This window comes from Haladaptatus halobius, from assembly GCF_020618475.1.
GTDB classification, from domain to species: Archaea; Halobacteriota; Halobacteria; order Halobacteriales; family Haladaptataceae; genus Haladaptatus; species Haladaptatus halobius.
On the sequence record NZ_CP085335.1, the window covers coordinates 2,428,039 to 2,446,972 of the forward strand.

Annotated in this window: 19 protein-coding genes and 1 tRNA gene; 11 read left to right on the top strand and 9 right to left on the bottom strand. The window is 63.1% G+C overall.

Annotated features, from left to right (window positions below):
* The first annotated feature begins 28 nt into the window (after nt 1-28).
* From LIW51_RS14225 to LIW51_RS14235, 3 genes are all read left to right on the top strand, one after another.
* Nucleotides 29-1,321 (top strand): amidohydrolase, encoded by a 1,293-nt coding sequence (locus LIW51_RS14225; protein ID WP_227374769.1) that lies wholly within the window; start codon nt 29-31, stop codon nt 1,319-1,321.
* Nucleotides 1,322-1,484: 163 nt separating this feature from the next.
* Nucleotides 1,485-2,165 (top strand): hypothetical protein, encoded by a 681-nt coding sequence (locus tag LIW51_RS14230; RefSeq protein ID WP_227374770.1) that lies wholly within the window; start codon nt 1,485-1,487, stop codon nt 2,163-2,165.
* Between the two features lie 48 nt (nt 2,166-2,213).
* Nucleotides 2,214-3,497 carry an adenosylhomocysteinase gene (locus LIW51_RS14235; RefSeq protein ID WP_227374771.1) on the top strand — a complete coding sequence of 428 codons (1,284 nt, stop codon included), beginning with the start codon at nt 2,214-2,216 and terminating at the stop codon, nt 3,495-3,497.
* A 23-nt stretch (nt 3,498-3,520) separates the two neighbouring features.
* On the opposite strand, the gene LIW51_RS14240 is transcribed toward LIW51_RS14235, so the two are convergent.
* The gene (locus tag LIW51_RS14240; RefSeq protein WP_227374772.1) at nt 3,521-4,354 is read right to left on the bottom strand and encodes a formate/nitrite transporter family protein; all 834 of its coding nucleotides are present in this window, start codon (nt 4,352-4,354) and stop codon (nt 3,521-3,523) included.
* A gap of 91 nt (nt 4,355-4,445) precedes the next feature.
* Here LIW51_RS14240 and hjc point away from each other — a divergent pair, with 91 nt between their 5' ends.
* Entirely contained in the window at nt 4,446-4,934 is a 489-nt protein-coding gene (gene hjc / locus LIW51_RS14245; RefSeq protein WP_227374773.1) for a Holliday junction resolvase Hjc, read from the top strand.
* A 184-nt stretch (nt 4,935-5,118) separates the two neighbouring features.
* On the opposite strand, the gene LIW51_RS14250 is transcribed toward hjc, so the two are convergent.
* Nucleotides 5,119-5,799 carry an SWIM zinc finger family protein gene (locus tag LIW51_RS14250; RefSeq protein ID WP_227374774.1) on the bottom strand — a complete coding sequence of 227 codons (681 nt, stop codon included), beginning with the start codon at nt 5,797-5,799 and terminating at the stop codon, nt 5,119-5,121.
* A 276-nt stretch (nt 5,800-6,075) separates the two neighbouring features.
* Here LIW51_RS14250 and LIW51_RS14255 point away from each other — a divergent pair, with 276 nt between their 5' ends.
* The gene (locus LIW51_RS14255; protein ID WP_227374775.1) at nt 6,076-6,303 is read left to right on the top strand and encodes a DUF7472 family protein; all 228 of its coding nucleotides are present in this window, start codon (nt 6,076-6,078) and stop codon (nt 6,301-6,303) included.
* A gap of 54 nt (nt 6,304-6,357) precedes the next feature.
* On the opposite strand, the gene LIW51_RS14260 is transcribed toward LIW51_RS14255, so the two are convergent.
* Entirely contained in the window at nt 6,358-7,443 is a 1,086-nt protein-coding gene (locus LIW51_RS14260) for a DNA primase large subunit PriL (protein ID WP_227376811.1), read from the bottom strand.
* A 144-nt stretch (nt 7,444-7,587) separates the two neighbouring features.
* Between LIW51_RS14260 and LIW51_RS14265 the strand changes: the two genes are divergently transcribed.
* On the top strand, nt 7,588-8,175 hold the full coding sequence (locus LIW51_RS14265; protein ID WP_227374776.1) for a DUF7474 family protein: 588 nt from the start codon (nt 7,588-7,590) through the stop codon (nt 8,173-8,175).
* Nucleotides 8,176-8,200: 25 nt separating this feature from the next.
* Here the strand turns inward: LIW51_RS14265 and LIW51_RS14270 are convergent, their stop codons facing one another.
* Entirely contained in the window at nt 8,201-8,944 is a 744-nt protein-coding gene (locus LIW51_RS14270; RefSeq protein ID WP_227374777.1) for a DNA polymerase sliding clamp, read from the bottom strand.
* 168 nt (nt 8,945-9,112) lie between these two features.
* On the opposite strand from LIW51_RS14270, the gene LIW51_RS14275 reads away from it, so the two are divergent.
* From LIW51_RS14275 to LIW51_RS14285, 3 genes are all read left to right on the top strand, one after another.
* The gene (locus LIW51_RS14275) at nt 9,113-9,262 is read left to right on the top strand and encodes a hypothetical protein (RefSeq protein WP_227374778.1); all 150 of its coding nucleotides are present in this window, start codon (nt 9,113-9,115) and stop codon (nt 9,260-9,262) included.
* A gap of 126 nt (nt 9,263-9,388) precedes the next feature.
* Nucleotides 9,389-10,147 (top strand): 23S rRNA (uridine(2552)-2'-O)-methyltransferase, encoded by a 759-nt coding sequence (locus LIW51_RS14280; protein WP_227374779.1) that lies wholly within the window; start codon nt 9,389-9,391, stop codon nt 10,145-10,147.
* A 129-nt stretch (nt 10,148-10,276) separates the two neighbouring features.
* Complete coding sequence (locus LIW51_RS14285) at nt 10,277-10,426, top strand: PLDc N-terminal domain-containing protein (RefSeq protein WP_227374780.1); 150 nt, start codon at nt 10,277-10,279, stop codon at nt 10,424-10,426.
* 114 nt (nt 10,427-10,540) lie between these two features.
* On the opposite strand, the gene LIW51_RS14290 is transcribed toward LIW51_RS14285, so the two are convergent.
* The 3 genes from LIW51_RS14290 to LIW51_RS14300 are packed head-to-tail and all read right to left on the bottom strand — an operon-like array spanning nt 10,541 to nt 13,978.
* Entirely contained in the window at nt 10,541-11,266 is a 726-nt protein-coding gene (locus tag LIW51_RS14290; RefSeq protein WP_227374781.1) for a queuosine precursor transporter, read from the bottom strand.
* Entirely contained in the window at nt 11,259-11,432 is a 174-nt protein-coding gene (locus LIW51_RS14295) for a ribbon-helix-helix domain-containing protein (protein WP_227353343.1), read from the bottom strand. Before LIW51_RS14295 ends, LIW51_RS14290 begins: the two co-directional genes overlap by 8 nt.
* A 59-nt stretch (nt 11,433-11,491) precedes the next feature.
* Entirely contained in the window at nt 11,492-13,978 is a 2,487-nt protein-coding gene (locus tag LIW51_RS14300; protein WP_227374782.1) for a twin-arginine translocase subunit TatC, read from the bottom strand.
* A gap of 94 nt (nt 13,979-14,072) precedes the next feature.
* Between LIW51_RS14300 and tatC the strand changes: the two genes are divergently transcribed.
* Nucleotides 14,073-14,939 (top strand): twin-arginine translocase subunit TatC, encoded by an 867-nt coding sequence (gene tatC / locus LIW51_RS14305; protein WP_227374783.1) that lies wholly within the window; start codon nt 14,073-14,075, stop codon nt 14,937-14,939.
* A 237-nt stretch (nt 14,940-15,176) separates the two neighbouring features.
* Here the strand turns inward: tatC and larE are convergent, their stop codons facing one another.
* On the bottom strand, nt 15,177-16,052 hold the full coding sequence (gene larE, locus LIW51_RS14310; RefSeq protein ID WP_227374784.1) for an ATP-dependent sacrificial sulfur transferase LarE: 876 nt from the start codon (nt 16,050-16,052) through the stop codon (nt 15,177-15,179).
* 574 nt (nt 16,053-16,626) lie between these two features.
* Here larE and LIW51_RS14315 point away from each other — a divergent pair.
* Complete coding sequence (locus tag LIW51_RS14315; protein WP_227374785.1) at nt 16,627-18,603, top strand: MutS-related protein; 1,977 nt, start codon at nt 16,627-16,629, stop codon at nt 18,601-18,603.
* A 204-nt stretch (nt 18,604-18,807) separates the two neighbouring features.
* On the opposite strand, the gene LIW51_RS14320 is transcribed toward LIW51_RS14315, so the two are convergent.
* Nucleotides 18,808-18,882: transfer RNA gene (locus LIW51_RS14320), tRNA-Arg, on the bottom strand.
* Nucleotides 18,883-18,934 lie beyond the last annotated feature (52 nt).

The following is an 18,934-nucleotide window of genomic DNA, read 5'->3' on the forward strand; positions in this document are numbered from 1 at the left end:
CATGCGACGGCCCGGCCAACCTGCACGCATGACGATGCTCCGAATCGCGGACGGGAGGGTGCTCCGACCGAATATGGCCGTCGAGCGCGCCGACGTGCTCGTCGACGAAGACGCGGGCGAAATCCTCGCCGTCGGCGACGTTTCGGAGGCCGACGAGACGCTCGACGCGAGCGACGGCCTCGTGATTCCCGGTCTGGTCAACGCCCACTGCCACGCCGCGATGACGCTTTTGCGCGGTTATGCGGACGATAAGCCGCTCGAATCGTGGCTCCGCGAGGATATCTGGCCGGTCGAGGGTGCTCTGACGCCCGAGGACGTGCGCGCCGGAACCGAACTCGCCCTGTTGGAGATGATCGAGTCCGGCACGACCGGCTTTGCGGACATGTACTTCCATGTGGACGAAGTGGTCGAAGCGGTGGAGAACGCCGGCGTTCGCGCCCGACTCGGCCACGGCGTCGTCACGATCGGAAAGGACGAGGACGCCGCTCGCGCGGACTTCGAAACCAGCCTCGAAGTCGCCATGGAGTTCGACGGCGCGGCGGACGGACGCGTCTCGACGGCGGTGATGCCCCACAGTCTCACGACGGTCGGCGAGAGATATCTGGAGGAGTACGTTCCTCGTGCGCGCGAGGCCGGAGTTCCGCTTCACTACCACGCGAACGAGACGCAGGACGAGGTCGCGCCCATCGTCGACGAGCGCGGCGAACGGCCCCTCGAATACGCCCGCGACGAGGGGATGACCGACTCGGACGACTTCGTCGCGCACGGCGTCCACCTCAACACCGCCGAAATTGAACTGCTCGCGGAGACGGGCACCGCGGTCGTCCACTGCCCCGCCTCGAACATGAAGCTCGCCAGCGGGATGGCCCCCGTACAGGCGATGCTGGACGCGGGCGTCACGGTCGGGCTGGGAACCGACGGCGCGGCCTCGAACAACGACCTCGACATGTTCGGCGAGATGCGCGACGCGGCTATGCTCGGCAAACTCGCCGCGAACGACGCCAGCGCGGTCAACGCCGGGTCGGTCGTCGGGATGGCGACCGCGGGAAGCGCCGGCGCGCTTGGTTTCGACAGCGGGCGAATCGAAGCGGGCGCGAACGCCGACCTCGCGGTTCTCGACCTCTCGGCGGCCCACCTCACGCCGCACCACGACCTCGTCAGCCATCTCGCCTACGCCGCGCGCGGCGGCGACGTGAGACATACGGTGTGTGACGGGAACGTCATCATGGCAGATGGCGAAGTGTTGACGATGGACGAAAAATCCGTCCGAGAGGAGGCGGAGACTCGGGCGAAAGCGGCCGTCGAGCGGTCAGAACGGTAATCCACTTTTTCCGAACCGCTCATCTTAATATCTGGCGTAATATAAATTTTGTGAAGTATTTCATGGTATGGAAATTTAACTATTATGTCGGGTTTTAAATTCTTTCGTCCATTCTTAATTGATAGTATTCTTATATATCGGTCTCGGGCGAAAATCGGGGTTTATGGGGGATCTCCGGGGTGGGAAAGAGCGCATGAATCCGAAAACGCTCGTACCAGTACTTGCGGAGACACTTTTGCTCTCCGTCGCCGCGCCCGCGTTTGCAGGTACTGGCGAAGAAGGGATGACGGTCGGCGTCTCGCAGACCGACGGCGTCGTCGTGACGGTGACGTCGAACGGAACGGCGGTCGAGAACGCCTCGGTCGCCGTCGAGGCGCTGAACAACTCCACTTACTCGGGTGCGGGAAGATTCACCTCCGACCTCCGACGCGAACGGGACGGTTTCCCTGCCGACCCCGGTGAACAACACCACGGTCGAAGTCGTTGCGAGGAAAGGCAACCTGAGCGATTCGACCACCGCGACGCTGCTCGCGCCCTAGAAGAAGAGACCGGCGACGGACCGTTGGGCCAGCGGGTTTCGGCCTTCGTCCACGCGCTCATCTCCGGGAAGGACGTGAAGCATCCGGATCGAACAATCTCGGACTGGGTGACCCAGCACAACCCCGGCGCAGACAAGAAGTCCGACCGCGCGGGGCCGAAAGACTCCGCGAAGAAGAATGGGAAAGAAAAAGGCGACGACCACCCCGACAAGGGACACGGGAAGGACAAAAAGGACGACGGTGAAGAAGAGCGGAACGACAGCTCCGGGAACGGGAAGAAAAACGGTCACGGAAACGACCGATAACCGACCGCCTTCGGTAGCGTTTTGGGTGCGGTCACCCATCTCCGAGGTATGGCAGAGTATCCATCGATCAGCGAGCAGTTGGACGACGTAGAGGTTGCTCGCGTCGAAGGACATCGAAAGATGGACTGGGCGCGCCAACACATGCCGATTCTCACGACTGTTCAAGACGAGTTCGTCGCGGAGAAACCGCTGGAAGGCCAGCGAATCGGCATGGCGATGCACGTCGAAGCGAAGACCGCGGTGCTGGTCGAGACGCTGGCGGAAGGTGGCGCAGAAGTCGCCGTCACCGGCTGTAACCCCCTCTCGACTCACGACGACGTGAGCGCCGCGCTGGACGAACACCCCAATATTACGAGCTACGCGAAGCGCGGCGTGGACGAGGACGAGTACTACGCCGCCATCGAAGCGGTCATCGACCTCGAACCCACCGTCACGGTCGACGACGGGATGGACATGGTCGCCGCCATCCACGAGGACCACCCCGAACTCATCGACAGCGTCGTCGGCGGTTGCGAGGAGACGACCACGGGCGTCCACCGACTCCGCGCGATGGACGCGGACGGCGCGCTCGACTATCCCGTTTTCGCCGTCAACGACACGCCGATGAAGCGCCTGTTCGACAACGTCCACGGTACGGGCGAATCCTCGCTCGCCACCATCGCCATGACGACCAACCTCTCGTGGGCCGGCAAGACCGTCGTCGTCGCCGGCTACGGCTACTGCGGCAAGGGCGTCGCCAAGAAAGCCGCGGGGCAGAACGCGAAGGTCGTCGTCACGGAGGTCGAACCACGCCGCGCCCTCGAAGCCCACATGGAGGGCTACGAGGTCATGCCGATGGCCGAGGCCGCGAAGGAGGGAGACGTATTCCTCACGACGACGGGCAACCGCGACGTCATCACGGAAGAGCACTTTCGGGAGATGAAAGATGGCGTCCTGCTCGCCAACGCGGGTCACTTCGACATCGAGATCAACCTCCCCGAACTGTCCGACCTCGCCGTGGCCGAGCGGGAAGCGCGCGACGGCGTCCGCGAGTACGAACTCGAGGACGGACGACGACTCAACGTACTCGCCGAGGGCCGTCTCGTCAACCTCGCCGCGCCCATCGCGCTGGGTCACCCCGTCGAGGTGATGGATCAGAGCTTCGGCGTGCAGGCCGCATGCGTCCGCGAGATGGTCGAGAACAGCGAGGAGTACGAGGCCGGCGTCCACGACGTGCCGGACGAGCTGGACCGCGAAATCGCGGAAATCAAGCTAGACGCCGACGGGGTGGAGTTTGACTCCCTCACGGACGAGCAAGCGGAGTACATGGGTAGCTGGCAGCACGGGACCTAACCGCAACTGAAACCGTTTTCGTTCTACTCGCTTCCGCGCACGACGTGTCCGTATTTCAACAGCGCGACAAACGTCGAGCCGCCGATGGCGTTGCCGACCGTCGCAAGGACGAGGAATCGTGCGTAGTCGAGCGGCGTTATCGACGGCGAGAGAAGCATTCCAGCGAGCACCTCCACGTTGCCCGCGATGGAGTGTGGAAGGTGGGCGAGGCCGATGGTGGTCGCGATGAGCCAGACGAAAAAGACTCGGGCGAGCGTTTCGCGCGCCGCCGTGACGAGCCACGAGAGCAGTCCCATCAGCCATCCCGTGAGGACGCCGCCGACGAGCAGGAGCGGCGCGCCGTGGTCGAGGAGGTTCTTCGCGATATCGACGAACGCTCCCGATTCAGCGATTCCGTAGGCCGGTGCTAGGAAGACCGCCACCGCCGCGAAGACGCCACCTCCGACGACGTTTCCGAGATAGACGAGTCCCCACAGACGGCTCAACTGCCGTATCGACGCCTGCCGGTCGAGCACCGGTAACACCGCCAGCGTGGTGTGTTCCGTGAACAGTTCGGAGCGACCGAGAATCACGAAGATGAAGCCGATAGCGTACCCGTTCGCCACGACGATCTCTGTAAGTGGTTCTCCCCACGCAGTCGCGACTAATGTAGTCAACACCGCCATGAAGAGCGGGCCGAAGCCGATGTCCAGACCTGCGGACAGTCCCGACAGGAGCAGTCCGTCCGCCGGTCGTTCGAGTTCGTTCAGTCCCGACTCGATCTCCTGTGCGAGAATCGTCTGGCCGGATTTCTGGTCGTCCGGCACGGGCTGGTCGCCGCGCTCCCGGTCGCCGTCGAGACCTCGTTGTTCGGCCACTGTCGATCGTTTCGAATCGCGAACAGAAAAACGACGTGGCCGCGTCGCTTCGACCCCTATATTAACCGTGAGACGTTAGTGTCGGATACGAATGGCGAACGCGAAAGGCGACCGTCGGGAGCGCGAACTCGTCAACAGATTGGACGAAGCGGGATTCGCCGTCATGCGCGCCCCCGCGAGCGGGGGTGCGACCCAGCGAGAACTGCCGGACGTGCTGGCGGGGAACGGGGACATGTTCTACGCTATCGAGGCGAAATCGAGTTCTGGCGATCCCATCTACCTCTCCGGAGAGGAGGTCGAGGCGCTGGTGTACTTCTCGAAGAACTTCGGCGCGAAACCGAAGATCGGCGTGCGGTTCGACCGCGAAAACTGGTACTTCTTCCACCCGGCGGACGTCCACCAGACGGACGGCGGAAACTACCGAGTCAAAAAGGAGACCGCGCTGGAGGACGGCGACTCGATGGACGACCTCTGGAGCGACGGCGAGGAGGTCGATTCGGAGCACGACCTTCGGGACGTGCTCAACGCGGTCGCGGAGGGTATCCTCTCGGTGGAGGAAGCGGAGGCGATACTAAAGTAGCTACTCGGGTCGAGGCGCGTTCTCGTACTTCAGCAGTTCGTCCGGTTTCTCTATCTGTTCGTATATCGTCTGAAACGTTTCCTCTGCGCGAAGCACGCTGTGCCGGTTGAGGAACGCCTGCCTTGCGTCGGCGAGTCCGTAAAACGCGTGCGGAAGGTCGCGGCGACCGAGAAAATACCGTAGGTTAGTTCGATTCCGGGAAGTCCGTCAGTTCGGACTGGTCGCTCGGGCGCTCGGGGTACTTGAGCCGCGAGCGCGGGAACGAGTAGCGTCGGAGGTGGTGCTCTTTTAGCTGCTCGGGTCGCAGTCCCGACGGAATCGGGTAGAGCACCTCCACGACCGGGTCGTCCGCCGGATACTCCCGGTTCGTCGGGTACTCGGCGATGGTGCAGTCTTTGCCCGGCACCTCCACCTCGTCGGCTCGTCGGTCGGTCATCCGGGCGACGATCAGCAGGTCGCCCGTCGCTCGGTCGACCACGGCGTCGCCGGACTGGAGTTCGCAGTAGTCGCAGAAGTGCACCTCGTCCGCCGTCCGTTCGTCCACGAAGACGACGGAGTCGCATCGAGCGCACTCGACCGCTTCCTTCCCCGGTGGGGGCGTGCGCCCCTCGTTGATCTCGATGGCAACCCGGCGGATGTGCTTGCACCGCACGCCCCGCATCATGTGGTCGGGACAGGTGCAGCGACCGCCGAGCAGGTCGACGAAGTACGTGTTGTCGCTCTGGCTTTCGACTTCATAGAGACCGCCACCGAGCGTCGTGACGGCCATTCGCTCCGCTCTGGCGCGCTGCGAGCGAGGGTCGGCCTCTCCGGTGTCGGCCAGCGGAGCGAGCGATACTTTTCCGGAAGCTGTTGTGTTCGTCATGTTGCTTCCTCCTGTTGCGCGAAACGCAAACGGCGAAAATCGGCGGGAAACTACGTATCTGCGGGCGTTTCTGCGTACTATCGTTAGGTGCTCGACGACCCTAAAGCTTTCACCTGATTCCGCGAGTTCGGGGCGATTCCGCGGCCGATATCGGCGGTAACGACCCGTTGAAATCGAGAGTGTCATCGTAACGTCAGATTTCGTCTGATACTCCCGCCCACCCGCGGACGAGAGTGACGAACTGCGCCCGCCCAACTTCGAAACGGAGAACTTTTGATGGAACCGTGGGAAATCCCGGGCATGAATATCGAGGGCGAGACGCTCCGCGACATCGTCGTCTCCGTCGCGTCGGTCGGACTGTTCATCGTAGCCACACTCATCGTCGGCATCCAGTTCGACAGCGGCGGTCTCACGTCGCAGGGAGCACTCGCGCTCGTCGGCGTCATCGTCGGGTTCGTCCTGCTCATGACCGGCGTGGGCTTCTGGCTGGCGAACCAGCACTAAGCAGTTCGAGCGACGTGTCGGTCACCGTCACCGACGCTCAGTCGAGCGATTCCATCACGCCAACCTGGTATCTTCCCTGTCGCGCCAGTCGGTCACGGTTCCGGTCTCGTCCAGTGCCTTCTCGTAATACGCGAGCGGATGTCGTATCGTCTCGCAGCGTTCGTCCGGATTCGCGCAGTCGCCGTAGGCTTGCAGTGACGCACAGCTCGGCGGCGCGTACTGAGCGGTTCGCTCGTCGCGCAGTCGTTCGACCCGATAGCGCAATCGATCCGCCCGCGCCGGGGTGCGGACTTCGCAGAGCGCCAGAATCTCGTCCGCGTCGAGACCGATGCTAGCGAGGAAGGAGGTCAGCGCGAACTCGGAGTGGGCGTGGAGCGCGTCGCCGTCTCGCGCCTTCGAGAGCAGGTTCTTCATGCAGGGCGGGAACAGGCCGGGCGCGAGGGTGTCGATGTCGTGCGAGAAGTCGGCGTCCGTGAACGAGGATTCCAGCTCCGCTACCTCCTCGGCGAGCGCGTCGGCGATCTCCTCCGGCACGGAAAGCGGAAGGTCGGCGGCGACGCGCGCCTCCACCGCCGTCCGGAGCAGTACGTGTAGCTCCGCCTCCGAGACGGCGACCACGCCGTCCGATAGTCGGCGCGTGACGAGTCGCCAGTCGTCGCCGCTGACGCTTTCGACGAGCGAGAGGTAGGTGCCGACCGCGACGCCGAAACCGTCGTCGCGCTCTACGACCGACTCGGAGAGGTCGAAGTCGACGAGCAGGGTGTCGAGCGTGAGCGACGCGCTGCGAGTGCTCTTCAGTTCGCCGGCGGCGGCCTCGAAATCGTCGGTGAACCGCTCGTAGGCCGTCGCCGCCTCGGCGCTAGCGTACTTCTCGACCGCTCCCGGCGCGTCGAGCAGCGACACGAGCATCCGCGCGATGGGGTACGAAAGCACCTCCGCGGTCGTCCCCCACCGCCGCCCGTCGTCCGGCGGTCGGGCCGTTCCGTCCAACAGCGCCCGGCGTACGCGCTCCACGCCGCGCTCGACCGCCAGGTGGCGGTCGCCCTCACCGGTGACGACTTCGGCGAGGTCAACGTTCGCGTCACGAACCGCCTCGCGGGCCGACGCGAGGAACGGATATCGGGCGTGAAGCGAGTCCATAATTCGCCCTTCCCGCCGACGCCCGATAAACGCGACGGTCGCGGAGTAACGAGTGATTTCCTCGCGTCGGGCGGAAGAAACGCGGCGTTTCCGCCCGACCGTCGAATCCAATCACCTATTACCACGGCGTGAGTAGCCGGTTCCGTGCCACGTTTCGCGTATCCGTGTCCGGACTGCCGAACCACGACGAACCTCCACGGGCCGGACTGTCGGTTCGACGGAGAGCCGTGGACGGACATCGAGAAAGCGTACACGGACATCGTCGCGGTGCTCTCCACGGACTCGTACACCGAGGAGGAACTCCGCGAGTCGACTCACGGACGCTGGGACGCCCTCCACGCCGCGGCGCTCGACCGCCTCCGTCACGAGAAGCGAGTGGTCGAGAGCGATGGGGCGCTCCGGCTGCTCACCGCCGACGAGTTCCGAGAGACGGTCTCGGAACCGACCTTCGAGCCGATGCAGACGATCTACGAGAAAGGAAGCGTTCCGGGCTGTCACGACAACGCCGTCTTCGCCATGATCGCGTGGTACGAGATGGTCGGCCTGTCGTGGCCCGAAACACGCGAAAATATCGTCGAATGGCTCCACGACAGCGGAACCTGGGCCAGAGGAGGGTTCGAGGAATCGACGCCCGAAGCACTGGTCGAAAACAAGCGCCACGTCTACGAGGCCGGCTACGGTTGGAAGGAGAAGGCAGAGGCCGCGAAAGCCGTCATCGATCGGAATCTGTAGTCCGCGAGAAAGGGGCGAGTCGAACTCAGTCGCTCTGGATGCGCGGCGCGAGCATATACGTGACCTGACCCATGCCCTCCGCGATTTCGAAGTGAATCTTCACCGGGAACTCCTCGCCGAGGTCGATGGTGACCTCGCCGTTGTTCGGGAGCGCCTTGTTCATATCCTTCAGATAGTCGAGACTGTATAGTGAGTGAGCAGGGCCGGCGGTGAGGTCGATAAGGTCGTCGGTGTCGAGTTTGAGGTCGACGTTGTCGGTGTCGCCTTCGGCTTCGACGTAGAAGACTTCCTCGTCCTCGTCCACGCCGAGCGCGATGTGGTCGGAGACCATGTCGGCGGCCTTGACCGCACGGTCGATGTCTGAGCCTTCGACGACGATGACCGCGGGGAGGTCGAGGTCAGGGATGTCGGGTTCCTGTCGGATGGAGTCGGGGTCGATGAGTGCGAGGGTGTACTCCAGCCCCTCGATTTTGATGTGGAGTTTGCGGGTCTCTTCGTCGAGTTCCATCTCCACGAGTTGGCCGGAACTCGCCATCCCCGCGATGCTTTCGAGACGGTCTAAGTTGACGCCGATAACGCCCCCGTCGGCCTCGTAGGATTCGAACGCCTCGGCGTCGAGTTGGAGGTCGACCATCCCGACGTTCGCGGGGTCGACCGCCTTGATAGCGAGGCCATCCTCGTCTAGGTGGATCTTACATTCGTCCACCAGCACGCCCACGGAATCAATCGTCGTCCGGAGCGTTTCTGCGCTCACGATAGCCTTGAACATGTTGACGATGGCTACGAAACCGTGGCATAAAAAGTCACCCGTTCGCGCGCGCGACGTGTGCGTGTGAGAAACATGCGTATCGAGCGTGTTGGAATCGCCGGATTATTACACCAGATACCAAACAGATTTTTGATAAACGTTTTAGGGATGAAGGTATACTGAACGAGTATGTCGCAGGAGTGGCGGCCAGAAGGATACACGCTCGACGAAAACGACCCTCGATGGGGAATATGCGAGTACTGCAAGAAGAAGGTCTTCGTCGGTGGGAAGAACAAATCCGATCTCGTCCGACATCAGGACGAGTGCGAGCACCGCTGACGGGCGATTTTCCGTCGGTCATCCGTCGCTCTCGGCGAGTGCCGACCACGCGAACGCCGGATATCGGTGACGACGCTCGTCGCCGAGTCGAAGCCCGTAAACGGGTCTGTGCAGTACGGTCGAGCAATGACCGGAAGAGACCACTACTACAACAAATCGAAACAGGAGGGCTATCGCTCCCGAGCGGCCTACAAACTCAAGCAGTTGGACGAGACCGCCCACGTCCTTCACGAGGGCGAGACGGTCGTCGACCTCGGGGCGGCTCCCGGCGGATGGTTGCAGGTCGCCGCCGAGAAGGTCGGCGATTCGGGCACCGTCGTCGGCGTCGACCTCCAGCGAATCGACGACTTGGACGGCGTCGAAACCATCCGGGGCGATATGACCGAAGACGAGACCCGCGAGAGAGTCCGCGAGGTCGCCGGCTCCGCCGACGTGGTGCTCTCGGACATGGCCCCGAACATGACCGGCGAGTACAGCCTGGACCACGCGCGCTCCGTCCACCTTGCTCGGCAGGCGTTCAAGACGGCGCTCGACGTGCTCGATTCCGGCGGCGACCTCGTCGTGAAGGTATTCCAAGGACCGGACTTGGACGACCTGCGCGAGGATATCGACCGCGAGTTCGAGTACGTCAGAACCATGAGTCCTGACGCCTCGCGCGACGAATCCTCCGAAGTGTACCTCGTCGCTCGGAAGCGCCTCACAGCCCCCGTCCGGGCGGGCGACACCCTCGAAGTGACCATCGAGGGTGTGGGAAGCGAAGGCGACGGCGTGGCGAAGGTCGAAGAGTACACGCTGTTCGTCCCGAACGCCGAGGAAGGCGAGACGGTCGAGATTCGCGTCGAAGAGGTGAAACCGCGGTTCGGATTCGCACAGCGGATAGACTGAGAAATTCTCACCTCGAAACTAAATAACACAAATATTTATCGGCACTAATTAATTCTGCCGTATGGCTGGAGAAGGCTTGTTCGTCCTGATCACCCTCCTCTTCCTGGTTCTGGCGATCGTCCTCCCGTTATGGTGTACAACGACGCACAGGAAAATAGTCCGCACAGTCCCGTTCTCTGGGCGCTCGTCGTGTTCTTCGGGGGATTACTGGGATTACTGCTCTACTTCATCATCGGTCGAACTGGACGGGGGAGACGCCCGAGCCGGGCGCAGTACTGAAAACATCACGCGTTCGGTGCGTACCACCTGACGCGCCCTTCCGGCAGTAGCAGACGAATCGTCGACGTTCAGTGTCGAAATCCGAACGCGAGCGTCGGTAAGAGAACTTACCGCTCAGTCCGCCGCGCTCGGATGCGCCGGTGCGTACTCTCGGGAGCGCAGGTAGCCCACCACGGCGTATACAAGGGGCGTGTCGAAGACGGCGATGAGCAGTTTCATGATGTACTGCCCGACGACGAGCGCGAGGATGAGGTCGCCCGGTAGTACGACTCCGACCCCGACGTACCGCGGGAAGACGTAGAACGCCACGCCGACGAAGATGACGGTGTCGATGGCCTGACTGCTCGCCGTCGAGCCGATGTTTCGCGCCCAGAGATGTGCGCCGTCGGTGAGTTCACGTATTCTGTGGAACGCGATGACGTCCCAGTTCTGGCTCACGAGGTAGGCGAGCAGGCTTCCCACGACGACGGGCGTGCTCGCGCCGAGGACGGTGCGGAACTTCGCCGGGTCGACGCTGGACTGCGCGGCGGGCGCCGCGATGGTCGACCACACCAGCGCCAGCATGACGAAGTTCATGACGAACCCGACGTTGACGAGTCGCTGGGCGGCCCGCTTGCCGAACAGTTCGGCGTAGCAGTCCGACGCGAAGAAGGTCAGTGCGTAGGCCAGCGCCGCCCCCGGCAGGACGAGCGCGTTTCCGGTGACCGGCAGGGAGAAAGGGACGACGAACTCCAGAATCTTCGCCGCGGTGAGTTGGGCTGTCATCAGCGCCGTGACGAACAGGGCGGCGATGGCGAGTTGGCCGGTGGCGAGCGCCGAGTGCGGCCGCTCGCTAGTCATCTTCGAGTCTCCCGTGGCGCTCGTCTATCTCGTCCAGCAGGTCGAGCATCTTCCGGACTGAGGCTCGAATCGCCTCGCTTCGGTTGACGAACTTTCCGTCGTCGCCGACGTGCTCGTCCAAATCCGCGAGCAGTTCGTCGGGTACCTCGACGCTTATCTTGCTCATACCTCGAGATTATCGCAAGAATATAATAAGTTGTTTGGGCTGGACGGCGGGCGGAGATGTCAGCGCCGTCGCGCTCGGTGACTGCGCACTCCGTACGCCAGCAGGCCGACGAAGAACGATAGCGCCCCGACTATCGCGGCCATCATGATCGTAGCAGTGGTGCGGGGGCGACCGAGTAACCCTTCGACCAGCAGCGATTCGGGTCGTATCGCGCTCGGAAGCATCGGCAGAACCTCGTTGGTCAGCCACGCGTCACCGCCGAAGAGAAGGGTCGCGTAGGTTACGAGGAATCCGACGATTATGACGCCGACCAGCTGTGCACCCTTCGCCCTGACGAGCCGACTGGAGCCGAGCATCGCCAGTCCGAGACCGTACGCGAGCGAGACGGGGATGGCGACAAGGAACATCGTGTAGAGGCTGTCCGGCGTCACCAGTCCCGCGACGGCGAACGTGCCCACGACGACGACTCGCCAGCGTTCGCGCATCGTGTCGTAGGAGACGATACCGCCCGCGTGGAACAGGAGCATCGAGAGCGGAACGTCGGCGAGCATCCCGACGCCGACCGTGGTGAGGAAGACGAGCCAGAAGAAGCTCTTCACCCGGTAGTAGATGACCATATCCGCCTGGTGCGCGTCGGTGACGAGCCACGAGATGATGCGCGGCGCGACGATACCGTAGCCGATGGCACTCCCGACGAGTATACCGCCGACGAGCACGCCGCCCCACAGGAAGAAGACGTTGCGGTTTCCCCTGACGAGGTTGCGCTCTTTCATCGCCGGCCACCCGTAGTACAGCACCATCGGAAGCACCGAGACGGCGGCGAGGAGGGTGCTGACCTTCACCTCGAAGATGAGCGCTTCGACGGGGTGGAGCGTGACGATGTTGAGCAGGTCACCCTTCTGGACGATCTCCTGCGGAACGCGTCGCGTGAAGTCCTCGTTGATGACCTTCATCCCGCCTTTGTACAGCGCCACGAACACGCTGGCGAGGACGAGCATGAACACGCCGACGATGCGGAACATCTTCGACGTGAGACTTCGGAAGATGAACGCGATGTCGTAGTAGTAGCCGCCGATGTCGTCTTTGGTCGTCTCGTCTTCCGTGAAGGCGTTCGCCATGCCCGCGGCGGTGCTCTGGAAAACGTTGTCGTCCTCGTCCTCGCTCGGCTGGGGCTGTTTCGCAACGTCCTCCGCCAGCGGCGCGCCGTCGGCTTCGCGGACTTTTGATTCCTCGTCTTCCGCTTCTTCCTCGTGAACTTCGTCCCAGCGGTCGAAGATGGCCTGCGCCTTCTTCGGCTGGTCGTTCTCCATCGCGGCGCGGGCGTAGTCGAGTGATTCGCCCTCGCCCATCTCCTCAAACAGTTCCGGCGGAGCAGCACGCACGCCCGCGGCGTCGAGTCCGTCGATGTCGATCGCGGTGGGTGCTCCCGCCCGCTCCACGGTCGCGCCCGATTCGAGCGAGGTGAACAGGTAGTAGAAGAGAGCGAGGACGAACGCGAGGACTGCGACACCCGCTGCGGCGACGATGATAGCCGTTCCTCGCGGAAGCCCGACCAGTTGTTCGACGGACGGGAGGGCGTTCACGGGGCGGTACTTCGCGGGAAGCATCGGGAACAGTTGTTCTTCGACGTAGGCGCCGCCACCGCGCGAGATGAACAGATAGGCCCCGCCGGCGGCGAGGAGTGCGATGCCGAGGATGTAGTTCCACTTCGCTCGCATCGTCTTTCCGAGACTCACCTCGCTGCTTCCGCGGCGGATGGTGACAACGATCTTCGTCAGATAGAGGCTGAAAGCGTACAGGACGAGCAGCGGTGCGGCCCACATGATCTGCGTGAACGGGTCGGGGGGCGAGAAGAACGCACCGAAGGTGAAGATGCCGACGACCGCGTACCGCCATTTGTCGCGGAACGTCTCGTACGGGACGACTCCCGTGTAGCCGAGCGCGCTCATGATGAGGGGCATCTCGGCGGCGAGTCCGAACGAGAGCGTGAGGACGAGCACGAACTCCGTCCACTCCACGATACCGTACTTCGGACTGAACCCCGCGTTGGTCGCGTTCTTGGCGAGGAACTCGAACATCAGCGGGAAGAAAAGCGAGTACCCGTACGCGAGGCCGCCGACAAACAGTGCGACCGCGAGACCGAGCAGCGGAACGACCTTCCAGTACGAGATGGAGAAATCGGGGTACCAGTCGCGGTGCCGGAACGAGTCGCGGGCGTAGTAGAGCAGGACGGGGATGGCGACGATGACGCCGGCCACCATCGCTATCTTCGCTTGCAACAGTATGACGTCGAACGGCGTCACCGCGACGATGTCGACTTGGTTCATCACCTTCTTCGACATTCCGGAGGTCGTGACCTCTTTCAGAAACGGCCAGACGACCTGCGCCATCGCGTAGAACGTGCCGATAAAACCGATGACGAACGCGATGAAGACCTTCTGAAGATGCGTCTGAGCGGTCGAGAGCATCGAGCCGAGCGCCTCGCGCCCGGTCGCGACCGTCTTCGCGGTATCCTCGTCGATTACGCTGCTCCCCGAAGTAGACATTCCTTGCGAAGGGTAGCCGGGTGCCAGTTATCAATCTTCTCGTCTCACGAGATGAAGAAAGCCTATAATAACCGCGACACCTAGCACCGGGTGAATGGGCGAAGAATCGGAGGCGACGGCAGGAAACAACTTATCGAAGGCTCCGGCCTCGGAGGAGGCGCCGGAGCCGCCGGAGGAGGAGCTGTACGCGCCGGAAGACCCTGAACCGGCGGTCGAGAGACCGAGCCAACCGGTTGGCGACGAGGAGATGCCGCTGGCGGATCACATCGAGGAGATGATAAAGCGACTCGCGGTCGTCATCATCGTCGCAGGCGTCGTGAGCGTCGTCGTTCTTCCGCTGGCGGACACCGTCATCAACTACCTCTGGAACTCCGTTCTTCCGGTCAACCCGGGGAGCGGACCGAACACCCGTCCCCGTCTCTACCACCCACTCGCGCTGGTGCTGACGAGACTCAAGGTCGCTAGCCTCGGCGGACTCATCGTCGCCCTTCCCGTGATGGTGTACGAGACGTACCTGTTCATGCGTCCGGGGCTATACCCGAACGAACGACGCTACTACCTCGCGGCGGTGCCGACCAGCCTCGTGCTCGCCCTCGTCGGCGTGAGCTTCGCTTACTTCCTCATCCTGCCCGCTATCTTCACGTACTTCCTATCGTACACACAGGAAGCAAACGTCGTCATTGCGTTCGGCCTGACGAAGACGTTCAACCTCATCCTGATGATGATGGGCGTGCTCGCCGTCGTCTTCCAGATCCCCCTGCTCATCATGCTCGCCATCATGATGGGGCTGACGACGCGGCAGTGGATGGCCAATCGCCGACTCTACTTCTGGGGTGGGTTCCTCGGCTTCGCGTTCCTGTTCAGCCCCGACCCGACCGGAATGGCTCCCTTCCTCGTGGCGCTCACGATGGTCGGCCTCTTTGAAGGAACGCTGTTCCTGCTGAAGTGGACGGGGAAGTAAGAGCAACCTCGCGTTTTCGTTCCTGTAACCATCGGCGTAAAACGTCACACAACGGTCGCTTGAAACCCCCGTAATCGGGTTATAACTAAGGAAGTGGCTTCCAAATTTGATAGTAGCGTTCGCGCCTGCCCTTAGCTCGCGTGCCAGCAGCTACAGACCGCAGTTCGCGTGCCAGCAAACTGCCACCCTTTGGGTGCGAACGCACACGCTCGATTTCTACGAAGGTAACGGGATAGCTCACGCTCCGTCGGTCGGATACTCCGCGGCGAACACGTCTTCGACCAGCGGTTCGTCGGACGCCGATTCACTCTCCGGACTCACGCTTCCGGTCTGATAGCCGTGCAAGTCGAGCGTGACGTGGTCGAACCCGAGCTCCATGAAATGTTCGCGGGCGGCGCGGACGAACTCCTCGTCCAGCGCGCGCCGGAGTTCGTCGTCGCCGACTTCGATGCGGGCCAGTCCGTCGTGGTCGCGGACGCGGAACTGGGAGAACCCCCACCGGCGTAGCAGCGTTTCGGCGCGTTCGATGCGCGACAATCGTTCTTCGGTCACTTCGAGGCCGGTCGGAATGCGCGAGGAGAGACACGCCATCGAGGGTTTGTCGGCGACCGAGAGACCGTAGTCGTCCGCGAGTTCACGAACCTCGGCTTTCGAGATGTCGTGTTGCAAGAGCGGCGAGTAGGCGTCGAGTTCGTCCACCGCGCGCAGGCCGGGACGGTGGCCCGCGTCCACGTCGTCGGCGTTCGTCCCGTCGCAGACGACGTCGATGCCGAGTCGCTCCGCGGTCTCGAACATCGTGCCGAGACGCATCGTTCGACAGTGGTAACAGCGGTCGTCATCGTTGGCGACGAAAGCGGGATCGTCCAGTTCGCTGAACTCCGCGAGCTCGTGCCGGATACCGATTTCCCCGGCGACGCGGCGCGCGTCTTCGAGTTCGGCGTCCGGAAGCGTCTCGCTCTTGGCGGTGCAGGCGACCGCATCGTCACCTAGCGCGTCGTGGGCGATGGCGGCGACGACGCTCGAATCAACGCCGCCGCTGAAGGCGACGAGGACGCCGCCTCGGTCGGCGAGGTCTGCCTTCGCAGCGGCCAGTTTCTCCTCGATGGTTGGCATACCTACCTCTCTCTGCTGGACGGGCAAAAGAATCTCGTGACGGAGCGTGAACCGCCCGGGGTTAATACCTCGTCTTCAAATATAATTTTATATATTTAAATTATTTATTCAATATTGGTAGCGAGCTAGCCTATTCGTATGTTATACGATAGTAATTCCGATGTAGTAATTCCGATGGAGACAAAACGACGCGACGATCCGTCCTGAAGGGTATCGGCGCGGGCGCAGTCGCAGGTCTCGGTGCGACAACCGTCGCGGCAGCCGAGGACGTGACGCCCCAGAATTGTTACACAGAATACGATTGCACGGGAGAGTCGTGCCAGTACGGCGGTGGCTATCAGCAGTACAGTCGAGAGTGTTGCGACTCCGATGACGGCTATCACTGTGGAAGCTGGAAAGACGTCGGTTGTTGCTGAACCGCCGCGAACTGTACCGACGTCGCGCGTCGTTCGAAATGCTATCAGTATGTTGATAATTCCGTCGAGTGCGAACCGCGGTCGACGAACGGCTGTTGCTGATCCGGCCACTTCAGGTCGGGAACGTTTTTTATTGGTGGCGCAATACCTCGGAGCGAATGGACTTCGAGGCGATACCGGGTGTCGGTGCGAAGACCGCCGACGCGCTCTCCGAACTCGACGACTCTGAGAGCGCGTTAGAGACCGGCGATGTCGCCACGCTCGTGCAAGCGCCCGGCATCACAGAGGGACGCGCCGCCGCCATCGCGCGTGCCGCCATCCGTATTCGACACGACGACCCGGGCGGCTTTCTGGTGACCGACAGGGCGCGCGAACTGTACCGGGACGTGCTCTCGCTGTTGCAAGCGCGAACCGTGACGACCTACGCCGAAAAGCGCCTCGAAACTTTGTATCCCAGCGCGACCGCGTCCCGCATCGAGGAAGTGCGCGAGTTCGCCACCCGGGCGATGGAGCGTGACCCGACATCGGCAGTGCGCGACGCGCTGGCCGGCGTCGAACCGCTCTCGGCGCCGCGGGAGGTGACCGTCCGCGACCGCTGTCTGGCGACGACGGACGCCGAACGATACGCGAAAGCGCGCGAGGCGGTTCCCGAGCTCCCCGTCGAGGTGGTCGAAGACGCGCGTGAGCTGGCCGAACTCGCGCGCGGCTACTCCACCGTCGTCGCGCTGGACGAGACGTTCTCGGGCGTCGCAGTCGACGGCGACGTTCGCGTCGAATCCGACGCCTTAGCGACCCCGGCGGAACTCGTTCCCGAGCGCCCACTTGCCTTCTTTGCGACGAACCGCGACAGTCTCCTCGCAGCCGCGAAAGTCCACCGCGCCGCCGGAATGGAGGCTCCGCTCGACATCGAGGAGTTGGAGTCGGCGCTGGCGCGGGTCACCCCGGAGGGCGGCGTTGCCGGCGACGAAGAACTCGACCGACTGACGAACGCGATTTCCGACTTGGACGCCGCCGTTTCGATGGCGGAAGGGGTCGCCAACGACCGGATGCGCGACGCCATCCGGGAGCGCGACGTGACCATCGAAGGTGCGGACTTGCTCTCGCTGGTCGAGCGCGGCGCTGGCGTCGACTCGCTCCTCTCGCGCGAACTGGCCGACGAGTACGACGCCGCCGTGGACGCCGCGCGCGATCACCTCGTCGAGACGCTCGCGCTCGACGCCGGCGAGATGGAGATTGCTCGGCAGGCGTTTCCCGACGACCCGACGTTCCCGGTCGGCCACGACGAGAGCGTGGTGTCCCGCCTCCGCGAGGAGTTGGAGGCGGAGAAATCCCGCCGTGCGGAGCGTCGCAAGCGCGAACTTGCTCGAACGCTCGTGGACGAGCGCGAGGCGGCGGAGAAGCTCGTCCGCGCCGCGCTCGAACTGGACGTGAAACTCGCCGTCGCACGATTCGCCCGCGACTTCGAGTGCGCGATGCCCGAGTTCGACGAAAGTGCGGGCTTTGACATCCGCGGGGGACGCTCGCCCTTGCTCGACGTTCCCTTCGCGGAGGTAGAGCCGGTCGATTACGGCGTCTCGGGCGTGGCGCTCCTCTCGGGCGTCAACAGCGGCGGGAAGACCTCGACGCTCGACCTCGTGGCGCTCATCGTCATCCTCGCGCAGATGGGGCTCCCTGTGCCCGCCGAATCGGTGTGCCTACGGCGGTTCGAGGAACTCCACTACCACGGCAAGACGCAGGGGACGCTGGACGCGGGGGCGTTCGAGAGCACGCTTCGGGAGTTCGCAGCCCTCGCCGACGGAACTGCTGGCCGACTCGTGCTGGTGGACGAACTCGAAAGCATCACTGAACCCGGCGCGAGCGCGAAGATAATCGCCGGAATTCTGGAGGAATTCGGCGAGCGCGACGTGACGGGGGTGTTCGTCACCCACCTCGCGGACGAGATTCAGGACGTGGCGGACTCCGACGTGGCGGTGGACGGTATCGAAGCCAAGGGGCTGGAGGACGGCGAACTGATGGTCGAGCGGTCGCCGGTGAAAGACCACCTCGCGCGGTCGACCCCGGAGCTCATCGTGGAGAAACTGGCCGACGGCGGGGAGAACGGTTTTTACGAGCGACTGCTGGAAAAGTTCGACTAGTCCTCTTCACACCCATCGGTGGTGTTGATTCGTTCCTCACGCACGTCACAGAATCAGCGGGCACGATGGGATTCGAACTACGCCCGAGAACCTGCGCGGAGCGCAGAACCTCGGTCTAATTCGATCCACCGTTTTCCAGTTTCCTGCTCACGCTGTTTCGAGCACACGCTTCGCGGTGCTCGACGGTCGTTCGCGGAAAATCGACGGGCACGATGGGATTCGAACCCACGACCGTCGGATTAGAAGTCCGACGCTCTATCCAGACTGAGCTACGTGCCCTCGGTTCCCGTTCTCGGCGCGTCTTCATAAGAGATAGGGATTCTGCGCGAGA